The 12,735-nt window shown below is 48.3% G+C and carries 12 protein-coding genes and 1 pseudogene; 8 read left to right on the top strand and 5 right to left on the bottom strand.

Annotation, left to right across the window (positions count from 1 at the left end; genetic code table 11):
* Positions 1-84 precede the first annotated feature (84 nt).
* Positions 85-1,080, bottom strand: a complete 996-nt coding sequence (locus H615_RS0109355; protein WP_027954901.1) for a LytTR family transcriptional regulator DNA-binding domain-containing protein — start codon at positions 1,078-1,080, stop codon at positions 85-87.
* Between the two features lie 286 nt (positions 1,081-1,366).
* Entirely contained in the window at positions 1,367-1,825 is a 459-nt protein-coding gene (locus H615_RS0109360; protein WP_027954902.1) for an Lrp/AsnC family transcriptional regulator, read from the bottom strand.
* A 226-nt stretch (positions 1,826-2,051) separates the two neighbouring features.
* Here H615_RS0109360 and H615_RS0109365 point away from each other — a divergent pair, with 226 nt between their 5' ends.
* The 7 genes and pseudogenes from H615_RS0109365 to H615_RS22065 all read left to right on the top strand — a co-directional run.
* Positions 2,052-3,026 (top strand): tripartite tricarboxylate transporter substrate binding protein, encoded by a 975-nt coding sequence (locus H615_RS0109365; RefSeq protein ID WP_027954903.1) that lies wholly within the window; start codon positions 2,052-2,054, stop codon positions 3,024-3,026.
* Positions 3,027-3,041: 15 nt separating this feature from the next.
* Positions 3,042-3,530, top strand: a complete 489-nt coding sequence (locus H615_RS0109370) for a tripartite tricarboxylate transporter TctB family protein (protein WP_027954904.1) — start codon at positions 3,042-3,044, stop codon at positions 3,528-3,530.
* Positions 3,531-3,545: 15 nt separating this feature from the next.
* Entirely contained in the window at positions 3,546-5,060 is a 1,515-nt protein-coding gene (locus H615_RS21160; RefSeq protein WP_035531786.1) for a tripartite tricarboxylate transporter permease, read from the top strand.
* A gap of 2 nt (positions 5,061-5,062) precedes the next feature.
* Positions 5,063-6,676 (top strand): gamma-glutamyltransferase, encoded by a 1,614-nt coding sequence (gene ggt, locus H615_RS0109380; protein ID WP_027954905.1) that lies wholly within the window; start codon positions 5,063-5,065, stop codon positions 6,674-6,676.
* Positions 6,677-6,700: 24 nt separating this feature from the next.
* Positions 6,701-7,264 carry a chromate transporter gene (locus H615_RS0109385; RefSeq protein WP_027954906.1) on the top strand — a complete coding sequence of 188 codons (564 nt, stop codon included), beginning with the start codon at positions 6,701-6,703 and terminating at the stop codon, positions 7,262-7,264.
* Positions 7,264-7,791, top strand: coding sequence for a chromate transporter (locus H615_RS0109390; RefSeq protein ID WP_027954907.1), 528 nt, complete (start codon positions 7,264-7,266; stop codon positions 7,789-7,791). The genes H615_RS0109385 and H615_RS0109390 overlap by 1 nt, the downstream gene beginning before the upstream one ends.
* Positions 7,792-8,113: 322 nt before the next feature.
* Positions 8,114-8,248 (top strand): annotated as a pseudogene (locus H615_RS22065) (transposase); the annotation flags it as partial.
* Between the two features lie 127 nt (positions 8,249-8,375).
* On the opposite strand, the gene H615_RS0109395 reads toward H615_RS22065, so the two are convergent.
* Positions 8,376-8,798, bottom strand: coding sequence for an organic hydroperoxide resistance protein (locus tag H615_RS0109395; RefSeq protein WP_027954908.1), 423 nt, complete (start codon positions 8,796-8,798; stop codon positions 8,376-8,378).
* A gap of 157 nt (positions 8,799-8,955) precedes the next feature.
* Between H615_RS0109395 and H615_RS0109400 the strand changes: the two genes are divergently transcribed.
* Positions 8,956-9,402 (top strand): MarR family winged helix-turn-helix transcriptional regulator, encoded by a 447-nt coding sequence (locus tag H615_RS0109400; protein WP_035531788.1) that lies wholly within the window; start codon positions 8,956-8,958, stop codon positions 9,400-9,402.
* A gap of 40 nt (positions 9,403-9,442) precedes the next feature.
* On the opposite strand, the gene H615_RS0109405 is transcribed toward H615_RS0109400, so the two are convergent.
* Together H615_RS0109405 and H615_RS0109410 are read right to left on the bottom strand one after the other, a co-directional pair.
* Positions 9,443-11,068 (bottom strand): L-lactate permease, encoded by a 1,626-nt coding sequence (locus tag H615_RS0109405; RefSeq protein ID WP_027954910.1) that lies wholly within the window; start codon positions 11,066-11,068, stop codon positions 9,443-9,445.
* 27 nt (positions 11,069-11,095) lie between these two features.
* The gene (locus H615_RS0109410) at positions 11,096-12,061 is read right to left on the bottom strand and encodes an L-lactate dehydrogenase (protein ID WP_027954911.1); all 966 of its coding nucleotides are present in this window, start codon (positions 12,059-12,061) and stop codon (positions 11,096-11,098) included.
* Positions 12,062-12,735: the final 674 nt, after the last annotated feature.

A 12,735-nucleotide genomic window follows, 5' to 3' on the forward strand; every position in this document is an offset into this window, starting at 1 on the left:
CTTCGTTCTCCTTCAGATTACGGGAGATCAACGAAGCGCACAGCTGTTTTTGCGTAAACGGAGTCACCTGCCGGCTGAACGGAGCTATTTGAGGCCCAGCAGTTCCTTTAGTTCAGCCATTTTACCTTTGGAAAGCGGGACTTCGGTCTTTTCTGCGTTATCGAGCTGGAGGCTGTAGCTGTTTTTGGTCCACGTGATGACTTTTCGGACCTTCTGAAGGTTCACGATATAAGACCGGTGGCAGCGGAAGAATCCGAACAGCTTCAATCTGGCTTCCAGATCATTCAGCGTGAACATTCCCTGGAAGGCTTCCCCGCGGATATGGACATATGACTGCCCCTGAATGCTTTCGATGTAATCGACTTCAGGCGGGTCAAATAAAATCATGTTTTCCTGCACTTTTGTCGGGATTTTATGGAAGGTGACGGATGCACCATCTGTTTCAGGCTCAGCGGACTCTTCGTGCTCTTTTTCCACTTTATGTATACCATCCTGATGGAGACGGTGGGTGTGATCGCCCATCAGAATGGCGCTCTCCAGGTTACTGGTCAAGATCAACACGGTTTTACCTTCTTCTTTCAGTCGTTGTAAGATCTTCATCAAAATCTGTTTCGTTTCGAGGTCTACATTTTGGTCGGGTTCCTCCATGAGAAAGAATGGAGGGTCCTGTAAAATGAGACAGCCCAGCTGTACCCGTTTTTTCTCGGAGAAGGTCAGCTTTTTCACCTGATGGTGCTGAAGGTCTGACAGGCGTGTCCGATCCAAGACTGATTCCAAGGAAACGCTGGAGTGATAAAGGTCCCTGTGGAAACGGAACAGCTCCTTCACCTTCAAGCGTTCATAAAGAGGGGCATCCAGGCTGAGCAGTCCTAAAGGAATAGGAGAAGGGCGGTCATGGAAGGAAATACAGCCTCCAGATAACGTCTCGTCTCCATTAAGAATATCAATCAGCCAGTGTCGGAGATCTGTATGAACGTAAACAGACACGACCTGTCCTGGTTCAATACGTAAATCAAATGGGGAAAAAATTGTCGTACCACCCCGGCTTTTTTCCGCCTTCGTAATGGTAAGTCCGTCCATAAACAGCGCTCTCCTTTCTATGTAAACTCTTTATTAGACATGATACAGCATTTGGAAAAATTTAAGTAGGAAATTTCCCGGGAAATGATAGAGCTTGTCAAAATAGTGGTTGGTCCTAAGAAGATATAGAAGAGGAAATCCAGTGACAAGGGTCACTGGATTTTTCATGTTGAATGAAATCATTAGTTCAATGAACGAAAACATATCCATGTCACTGTTTCGTATGAGGTCCGTTTGATCTGCAGGTATAGGGATTGAGGGATATGCTTCTATTCCACAGGTGGGCTTACAACTTGTACCCTTTCCTGCTTTTAAATCGTTTCAAAATAATTGAACTGTCCACACGGGTGATTCCTTCTACGGAGTAGAGTTCATCATTGATAAAGGCTTCCAGCATCTTAAAATCCTCCACAAGCACGTGCATGTGCAGTGTGCTCGGTCCGGTCATTTGGTAGATACTTGCGACACTCGGATTGTCTGCCAGATTCTGGGCCACTGCCTGTAGATTCATTGGCTCGACATCGACTTCGAAAAAGGCGGAAATGTTTTGACCGAACCGCTCAGAATTGATGACGGCTGTAAAGTTTTCAATCACGCCTTTATTGATCAGGCTGTTGATACGATCTTTGACGGCGACTCGGGAAATGCCGACTTTTTCAGCTAATTCCACATATGAAATCCGACCGTCTCTTACTAGTTCATCGACAATGATACGATCCGTTTGATCAAACTCGTTACTTTTCATAGCAAACTCCTTCCACCCTCATTATAGCAAACCACCAAGATGGAACAAACAGGTAATCTTTTACTTTATGTAAGTGAATATAATCTAATTCAATCTTTTTGTAAGCAATTACACGGATTTATCTTTATTTTTGTTTGAAATTGTATTGACATAGGGACATGCTTTATCTAGTATATTATTTAATTCGAAATTATTTGAAAAATTAAAAATCCGAGGAGGAAGAGGAATGAAAAAAATGATGGGGGCACTTATTCTTGGCGGCAGCTTGGTTTTATCCGCGTGTAGTTCAGCAGGGGGGTCGACGGAAGCAGAAGGAGAAAGCTATCCGGAACAGCCGGTTCAGATTGTTGTTCCGTGGGATGCAGGGGGAGATACCGATGCCATTAACCGTGTTATTGCCGAAGAGCTGGAAAAGGAACTGGACCAGGATGTCATTGTTAAAAACATTTCAGGTGGAAGTGGTGTCATTGGAGCTCAGCAGACGCTTGATGCCAAGCCGGATGGTTATACGCTTCTTGCGATTCATGATTCCATGGCGATGTCCGAATTGATGGGGCAGGCAGATTTCGGCTATTTTGACTTCCAGCCTGTATCGCTTATGACATCGACCTATGATCTTGTCGCTACGCACCCGGAAAACCCGTGGGACAATATGGAAGACGTCGTCGCTGATGCAGAAGGAGATCCGGAAAGCATTACATATGCCGCTTCCATCGGCTCTACTTCCCAGCTTGAGCCGGCGTTGATCCAAACCGCTGCAGATATTCAATTCAACATTGTCGGGTATGAAGGAACAGCCAAACGGATGAAAGCGATTGTTGCTAATGATGTGCACTTAGGCAGTGTATCGATTGCTGCTGGTAAGGAGTATATGGCGGATGACCGGATGAAGCTGCTTGGATACACAGGTGAAGAGCGCAGTGCTGAATTCCCGGATGTACCAACATTGAAAGAACAAGGGATTGACGTTACCTCTGCAGTAAGCCGTGGGATTGCTGCACCGAAAGATACGCCGGAGGCAATTGTAGAGAAGTTGAGTGATGCTCTTCAAAACGTAGCTGAAAGTGAGTCATTCCAGGAAAGAATGGAAGAGCTCGGAAGTGAAGTCTCCTACAAAAATACCGAAGAATACGTTCAGTTCCTGGAAGAAAATGAAGTGGAAATGAAAGAGTCCCTTGAAACAAGCGGGCTGCTTGAATAAGAGGAGGCGTCTGACATGATGACCGTTAAAAGAGATGCCATGAACGCTGTAATCCTCTTAGCCTTTTGCGGACTGGCCTTTTACGGATCCACATTAATCCCGGAAAGAAGCCTCGGCAAAACCGAAGGAGACTTCTTTCCAAATATTATCATTGGTATCCTTGCCGTCCTGAGCCTTCTTTTGCTCGTGAAAAGTGTGTATGCGTATGTAACATCAGAAAAACAGCAGCGCGCAGAACCAAAGACAAGCTTGAAAGAGCGGTGGGCGGAAGGGAAGAAAGTGTGGTACACGTTCGCTTTGTTTGGTGCCTACATCTTCATCATGCCATTAGCCGGGTACTTTCTATCTTCGGTTGCGTTTCTGTTCACTCTGTATCTGCTTCTATCATCCAACAGAAAGCGTCTCTGGCTTGTGCTGATCATTTCTAACGTTGTGACGTATGTCTTGAGCTTTATCTTCCAAAAGTTCCTGCTAGTCTTTCTGCCATCAGGAGTTCTTTTTTAAAAAGGGGTTTGAATAATGGATAGTATTTTATTAAGTTTCGAATCCATATTGAATATACAGACGATCCTCATCCTGCTTGCCGGCGTTGTTGCCGGGATCATTGTGGGAAGCATCCCGGGCTTTACCATAACGATGGGGGTAGCCTTGACGCTGCCATTCAGCTTCAGCATGGATCCGGTCAACGGAATTGCGTTAATGATGGGTGTACAGGTGGGGGGAAGCGCTGGAGGTCTGATTACATCCTGCCTGTTCGGGATTCCAGGGACTCCTTCGTCCGTCGCAACAACGTTCGACGGCTATCCGATGGTGAAAAACGGAGAAGCTGGAAAAGCGCTGGCCATTGGGTTGTGGTCATCGTTCATCGGTACGATCATCTCCGGTATCATACTTATTTTCACAGCTCCGATTCTTGCGGAATGGGCGCTGGAGTTCGGCCCTTGGGAAATGTTCGCTTTGATGCTGTTTGGCATCAGTGCCATCGCCAGCTTGAGTGATGGGTCCTTAATTAAGGGATTGATTTCCGGGATGCTCGGTATATTGTTCGCCCTTGTCGGTTCCGATCCGCTTACCGCGATTCCACGTTTTACGTTCGGAATGTCTGAGCTCATGTCAGGCTTTAATTTCCTTCCGGTGCTGATCGGATTGTTTGCCTTTTCCCAGCTGATGAGTGATATCAAAAGACCGCCCGCTCCTGTTCCGTTCAGTGAGGCGTCCAACGTCAGCTACCCACTCCCGAAGCTTTTAAAGGATATGTGGTCGTCCGGAACGAATGTGATAAGGTCGAGCTTTATCGGGACACTTGTCGGTATTCTCCCGGCAGCCGGAGGGAGCATTGCGAATATCTTAAGCTATGATATTGCGAAGAAGTTTTCCAGGAAGTCTCATGAATTTGGAAAAGGGACAAAGGAAGGGATCATTGCAGCGGAATCTGCCAATAACTCGTCCATTGGAGGGTCCTTCGTCCCGATGCTTGCCTTTGGGATCCCAGGTGATGCCGTAACGGCGATGATGCTTGGGGCCCTGCTCATTCACGGCATTCAGCCTGGACCGTTATTGATGGAAAACCAGCCGGTTCTTGTCTATGGAATCTTTATTTCCTTCTTCCTGGCGGCGTTCCTGATGCTGATTGTTCAGAGCCTTGGGATTAAAGTGTTTTTGAAAATCAATAACATTCCCCAGCATGTGTTAATTCCAGTGATTCTACTGCTTTGCGTGCTCGGAAGCTTTGCAGTGAACAATCGTATGTTTGATGTGTGGGTGCTGCTTGCCTTTGGTTTGATCGGCTATTGGATGAAAGCCAATCTGTTTCCTCTGGCCCCGTTCATTCTTGGCATCATCCTTGGTCCGATGATTGAAGAAAACCTGCGTCAGGCGATTTCCGTAAGTCCCGATCTGACAACCTTCTTTACCAGACCGATTTCAGCTGTGCTTCTGGTGATGGCCGCCGCGTCCTTAACGTACGGGATCATCAGCAGTATGAAACAGAACAAACCGAATGAATATGAACAAGAGAATAAGGAGAGTGCTTGATTATGATATCATTTAACCACCATGCCCAGCCCTATCCGGTCTCACGCAAGGCCGTCTATGCCAAAAATGGAATGGTCTCAACATCCCAGCCGCTGGCGGCGCAGGCGGGCCTCGACATTTTAAAGAAAGGAGGCAACGCCATTGATGCCGCGATTGCCACGGCCGCCTGTCTCACGGTTGTCGAACCGACCTCCAACGGCATTGGTGGAGATGCCTTTGCGCTGGTTTGGACGAAAGGAAAGCTGCACGGACTGAATGCGAGCGGGCGCTCGCCGCAGTCGATTTCCATTGACCAGGTGAAGGCGGATGGTCATGAGGAGATTCCGAAATACGGCTGGGTGCCTGTCACTGTTCCTGGAGCCCCGAGTGCGTGGGCGGAACTCAGTGAAACGTTTGGAAAGCTTCCATTAGAAGAGGTGCTCGCACCCGCTGTACAGTATGCCGAAGAAGGCTTCCCTGTTTCACCAACCCTTGCGAAATATTGGAACAAGGCTGTCCAGACGTTTGAAAAGGAACTGGAGGATGATGTATTTTCAGAATGGTTCCATACGTTCACACCAAAAGGACGGGCTCCAAAAGCAGGGGAGATCTGGTCGTCCCACGATCATGCAGAAACGCTGCGCTCGATTGGGAAAACGAAGGCCGCCTCTTTTTATGAAGGAGAACTGGCGGAGAAAATTGCGGCTTTTTCAGAGAAGCACGGCGGATACATAACGAAGGAAGATTTGGCTCAGCACCGCTGTGAGTGGGTGGATCCGATCCACGTCAATTACCGTGGCTATGAAGTGTGGGAAATCCCGCCGAACGGCCAGGGTCTGATAGCGCTGCAGGCGTTGAATATTTTGAAGGGCTTCGAATTTCCTGCCAAGGATTCGGTGGATACGTATCATAAGCAGATGGAAGCGATGAAGCTTGCTTTTGCGGATGGACAGAAACATATTACCGAACCTTCCTACATGAGGCATACAGCAGAAGATCTATTGAATGAATCCTACGGGGAGGAGCGCCGGCAGCTCATCAGAGAAGAAGCACGTCAGCCGGAAGCGGGTGAACCATCTTTGAGCGGGACGGTTTATTTAGCGGCCGCGGACGGAGATGGCAATATGGTTTCCTTCATTCAAAGCAACTATATGGGCTTCGGGTCAGGACTGGTCGTTCCCGGCACAGGCATCGCCCTGCAGAACCGCGGGCATAATTTCTCCATGGATCCTGACCATGTGAATGCTCTTGAAGGTGGAAAGCGGACGTATCATACAATCATTCCAGGATTTTTAACAAAAGGAAACAACCCCGTCGGCCCTTTCGGTGTGATGGGTGGCTTCATGCAGCCGCAGGGACATGTGCAGGTCGTCATGAATACCATTGATTTCGGATTGAATCCACAGGCGGCCCTTGATGCGCCGCGCTGGCAGTGGCTGAAGGATAAGCAGGTGGAAGTGGAACAGACCTTCCCCTCCCACATCGCCCAGCAGCTCGTGGATAAAGGCCATGACATTACGGTTCAGGTCGAGCCGAACAGCTTCGGCCGGGGGCAGATGATCTGGAGAGATCCGGAAAGCGGTGTCCTCGTCGGAGGCACGGAATCGCGTACCGATGGGATAACCGCGGGGTGGTAATTGAGGAGAAGGAGTTCTGCAATCATGAGAACCTATTGGGATATATTTATCGCTTTTTTCCGAGTCGGTATGCTCGGTTATGGCGGCGGCCCCGGGTCGATTCCATTGATTCATAAAGAAGTGGTGGACAAATACAAATGGGTAACAGCAGAGGAGTTCGGAGACATCCTGGCGCTCGGCAATACGCTCCCAGGCCCTATTGCAACAAAGCTCGCCGGCTATATCGGCCATCAGGTGAAGGGAATGACAGGGATGCTGATCGGGGTTCTGGCGACGATTATTCCGACCATCCTGCTGATCATCATTCTTTTGACCTCTCTGTCATCCATTAAACAATTTGACTGGGTGCAGGGGATGACAGCCGCTGTTATTCCTGTCGTGGGCGTGATGCTGGCGGTGTTGACGTGGCAGTTTTTAGATAAGGCAGGCAAAGGGATGGGGTGGCGGAACACAATCATCGCTGCTGTCGTGCTGGTCATCCTGATGGAAGTGCTCTCCATCCACCCGGGGATCATTATCGGAGCCCTGTTAGTATTTGCCCTTGTTAAAAAAGATAAGCAGAAAGCGAAGGAGGCGGGAGCTTCATGATGATTTACTGGCAGCTTTTTCTCGCCTTCTTCATTCCCGGCATCCTCGGTTACGGCGGGGGGCCGGCTTCGATTCCGCTTGTGGAAAATGAAGTGGTCCAGAACTACGAGTGGATGGATGTGCAGGAGTTCAGTGAAGTACTTGCACTCGGGAATTCACTTCCCGGACCGATTGCGACAAAAATGGCCGGTTATATCGGCTATGAAGTGGCCGGAGTGCCGGGTGCCTTTGTTGCGGTCTTTGCTACGGTGGCCCCGTCCTTGATATTAATGATCATGCTGCTCGGCCTGTTGTTCAAGTATAAGGATTCACCAAAAGTGAAGCGGATGACAATGTATGTCCGTCCGGTAATCGCCGTGCTGCTCGGCGTCATGGCGTGGAGCTTTTTCAAGGAATCGTTTGAAGGCATCGGCTGGCTGCAGACGGCCATTCTGATCGTGGCCGGCTACGTGCTGATGGAGCGGGTGAAGGTGCATCCCGCTTTCGTAATCGCCGGCGCTTTAGCCTATGGAGGGTTTTTCCTTTGAATAGAAAAAGAGAGGTCCCTTTTATGGGGCTTCTTTTCGTCTGTAGAGAAAACCTTTGTCATTCCGTGTGGTTTGGGCTACGTTCCGCTTATCGGTGGGTGCTTGCCTCGGGCCCGGCCTCAGCTAACTTGGTCAGGAAAAAATCACCTTCCCAAGTGGATCTTCGGCTCGTGCTGTTCCCGCAGGCGTCACCACCGAACGCTTCTCGTAACACTTGAAGACGGCGTATCCCAGCCTTAAAGAAAAGCAGGATACACTGGATAACGAGCAGACGGGTCCACATTCATAAAATTACATAAAAAAGCCGCCGAAACGTATCTTTCAGGCTGTTGAGCGTAGCTTTGCAGATTCAAAAGAAAGGCATGGGCTGTGCTATTTCCGTTTGCTTGGAAATGAAAAAGTGAAAAAACAGGCGCTGATGACGGCTGCCTGCCAGAATATGAAAAAGACCCCCTAAGGAGCGTTGCCCCTTCCGCGGAAAGGGAAGGGGGCTTTCGCTCCTGGCGGTAAGAAAGAAAAAAGCTTGTAAAGAAACAGGGGTTTCTCTACAAGCTGAGAGGTCCTTTAGAAAGGAGCTCTCTTTTTTATTTTGCAGTTGTTGTCAGTTTAACTTCAATGTTGTTGCGTGTCGCACGGGAGTACGGGCACACCTGGTGGGCTTTTTCAACAAGCTCTTCCGCTTCTTCCTGGGAAACTCCTTCGATTTCCACTGCAAGTTCAACAGCAAGACCGAAGCCTTCCCCTTCTTTTCCGATGCTTACGTTGGCTGTAATCGCAGATGTAATTTTTTTCTTCGCCTGAGAGGCAACGAGTTGAAGAGCGCTGTCAAAGCATGCAGAGTAACCGGCTGCAAATAGCTGCTCGGGGTTAGTCGCTCCTTCTTTTCCTGAGCCGCCAAGTTCTTTAGGCATGGATAGATCAAGGTTCAACGTACCGTCGCTGGACGTTACCGTACCTTGTCGTCCTCCCTGTGCTGTTGCTGCTGCTGTATATAAAGCTTTTTCCATCTTTCTTCACTCCTCTTTTAAATTGTGTATAATTAAGTTGTGCACAATTTAATTTATAGCAAAGAGATCATTTTGTCAACCAGCGATACTCAAAAACTGGTTTTGTTGTGACAAATGGATGGATTCGCTACACTGAAGATATAAAGGAGAGATCGATATGGCTGAAGAGCATTTGAAATTGGAAAACCAGATTTGTTTTTCCATTTATGCAGCGGCGCGTGAAATGACGAAAATGTATAAACCCCTGCTTCAAAAGTTGGATGTCACCTATCCGCAGTACTTGGTGCTGCTTGTACTATGGGAAGAGGACAGCATGACGGTGAATGAGCTTGGCAGACGTTTATATCTGGATTCCGGAACGCTCACACCGATGCTGAAGCGGATGGAAACATCGGGACTGCTTGAACGGAAACGGTCGCCGGAGGATGAGCGACGGGTGATCGTAACATTGACAGACCAGGGTAGAAATGCGGAAAAGGATGCCAGTGACATCCCGTTTCAGGTCATTGATCACCTCGCTATGGATGAAGCAGAACTGAAACAGTTCAAGGCTTCGCTCGTGAAAACTCTTGAACATCTCCATGATCGAAATGAGAAGTCATAAGAAAATCCCCGCTTTCTTAAAGAAGAGCGGGGATTTCTTTTTATACACCGATGAGGGACAAAGCATAAGTTGTTACACAGACAACCATCAGCAGAATGAAACTGTATTTCAGTGTCATCTTGAATAACGTGGACTCCTGACCGGTCTGTTTAACCGCTGCTGTCGCAATCGCAATGGACTGCGGGGAGATCAGCTTGGCCATCACGCCGCCGGCGGTATTGGCGGCGAGAAGCAGGGCCGGGTTGGCTGTGATCTGATCAGCAGTAACTGCCTGTAAGTGACCGAATAAGGCGTTATTGCTGACGACAGAGCCGGTAATGAAAACACCGATCCAGCCGAGCGCAGGACTGACGAGTGGGAACAGGCTTCCCGTTTTGGATAAGGCGAGTCCGATGGTGGAGCTCAGCCCGGCAAAATTGGATAAGTTTGCAAAGCCCATGACGAAACAGATCGTCAAGATGGGGATCCACAATTCCTGGATCGTCGCTTTCAAGTTTTTCATCCCTTCTGGAAGGGTGATCGCAGAGCTGAACCATCCAGTCAGAAGAACAGCCACCAATATCGCTGTGCCGGTCGCAGAAATAAAATCAAGTTTAAAAATGGCATCAAGCGCGGTTGTTTCCGGCGCGATCGGTGGAGCTTTCTGAATCTGCTGGTGCAGGTATGGAATCGATACCAACCGGGTCGTACCAGCAAGCAGGCCTCCATCATTGAACAGGGCTTTAAATGCAGGAAGACTCCATATGGTAATGACGGCCGTTAAGATGTAGAACGGAGACCAGGCTTTAACAATTTCCTTCAGGCTGTATGTTTCGCCATTCTGAACGGCTGGAGCATCCGCTTCTCTGTGGATCGTTTTCGGCTGCCATTTTCTTAGGAACAGCGCAAGACCAGCCATACTTAAGAGGGCGGCAAGGATGTTGGCAAGTTCGGGACCGAGAAATAGAATCGTAAACAGCTGGGTACCTGTGTAAATGCCACTGACGACGAGCAGGGCAGGCAGGGTTTCTTTCACGCCTTTCCATCCATTCAGCAAAAAGACGAGCACAAACGGAATGGCAAAGGAGATAGCGGGAAGCAGGTAAGCCAGTGTCCGGGAAAGCTCCATCGTTTCAAGGTTTCCCATCTGGGCACCTACGATGACAGGAATTCCGATTGCTCCGAAAGCACCGGAAGCAGCATTGGCGATCAAGCATAACGCTGCGGCTTTCAACGGGCGGAAGCCCAGTTCTACAAGCAGGGCGGCACTGATGGCAATCGGTACACCAAATCCTGCGGCCCCTTCAAGGAAAGCGTTGAAGCTGAACCCGATCAGCAGAAGCTGCAGCCGCTGATCCTGGGAGATGTTCGCGATACTGGAGCGGATGACCGTGAACTTTCCAGTATGTACAGCAATTTTGTACAACCAGACGGCCATAATGACAATGTATCCGATCGGCCACAGACCGTTCGCTATGCCGTGAAGGGCTGCGGCAAGCGCATTATCCCATGGCATATCAAACAACAACACAGCGATAACCAGACTCATGATGAGTGTGAGAAAGGCAGCTAGAATCCCTTTCATACGGAGGCGGGTTAACGCCAAAAAGAAGAAAAAGATGGGGAGAGCGGCTAACAGCGCGCTCACGCCCAGATTACCAAAAGGATCGTACTGTTGGAACCACATGGCGGATCATCTCTTTTCAAAAGAAGTTTAGTTCGTTTGTTTCACATCGAATTGTTCGCTTAGAATATCTTTCAAAACAGTGGCACTGTGATTCAGTTTCTCTTGTTCTTCTTCATTCAGGTTGATTTCCACCACATTACGGATACCCGTGCGGTTGAGGACGGCCGGAACACCGATATACACATCGTCCACATTGTATTCACCGTTCAAATAGGCGCTGACGGTCATGATGCTGTTTTCGTTATTAAGGATTGCTTTCGTAATGCGGGTCAGACCCATCGCAATTCCATAATACGTGGCTCCTTTTTTCTCAATGATCTGATAGGCCGCATCGCGGACATTCACGAAAATTTCGTCCAGGTCTTCTTTTGTATAGTTGTCGTGACGTTCGATTAATTCAAGGACAGGGACACCGCCGATTGTGGCGTGGCTCCATACAGGGAGCTCTGTATCGCCGTGTTCGCCGATGATACTTGCGTGCACGCTGGATGGAGAAACATCGAAGTATTCTCCAAGCAGGTAACGGAACCGGCCGGAATCCAGAATGGTCCCACTTCCAATGACTCGTTCTTTAGGGAGGCCGCTGAATTTCCATGTGGCATAGGTAAGCACATCAACAGGATTGGTGGCCACAAGGAAGATGCCGTCAAATCCGTTGGCCATCACGTCATCTACGATGGATTTGAAAATGACCAGGTTCTTTTTGACGAGGTCGAGACGGGTTTCACCAGGTTTCTGATTGGCTCCGGCACAGATACAGACAATATCAGCATCGCGGCAGTCTTCATATGTTCCATACCATGTTTTCGTAGGGTTCGGGGCAAATACTTTTCCGTGGTTCAAATCCATCGCATCGCCCATCGCTTTGTTTTCATTCAAGTCGATGATAACGAATTCCTCGGCTACGGCTTGGTTCAACATCGCAAAAGCATAGCTGCTCCCGACGGACCCAGCTCCAATTAAAGCGACACGGTTTACATTTTGTTTTGGCATATGAATTCCTCCCTAAGGATAGTGAACAAGATATTGTGAATCATTTCACATTTACATTGTGCAATACTTCCAAAGTGAATTCAATGGCTTTTGTGAAATAATTCACAATTAACTTGTCTCATTTCAAATAAAGCGTTTTCTTGTTCAAAAGTTGGACATATTTGTGTGGGGTCTTGGAGGGAAAGGGGAAGATCTTCCCCCTGCCTTCTATTATAAATGGAAGCAGGATGGAAAACTATTGAATGGATGTAAAATATGCAGATGTGATCCGTTCGATTTCGCCGCCATCCACGGCCTCAAAGATCTATTCTCTTTCATTAATGGATATTGACTTAAGCACCACCATTCACAAAAAAGCAGCCATTTCCAATCATGCGCTTCCTTCCTTTTTCGTATCTATTTCCTCTACGACTGCATCCAATTCACTGTGTTTGCATTTCTTTGTTTTTTCCAGATTCTGTTTGAAGGGCATCTTTATACGCCGGCAGAACTCCGCCTTCACTTCCTTACCCAGGGTTTTCAGCTGTATATTTGGTTCTACTTTTTTCTCAAGCTGGAGGAACTAATGAAAAGTGCGTTTATGATGATCACAAAAGCTTTTGCTGGATAGATCCAGAACAATTCCTTAAGAGAAACATCGGTTCTTGATTTTCTCCATCATTCCTCCCTGTAAT

It is taken from the genome of Halobacillus kuroshimensis DSM 18393, from assembly GCF_000425705.1.
Classification (GTDB): Bacteria; Bacillota; Bacilli; order Bacillales; family Halobacillaceae; genus Halobacillus; species Halobacillus kuroshimensis.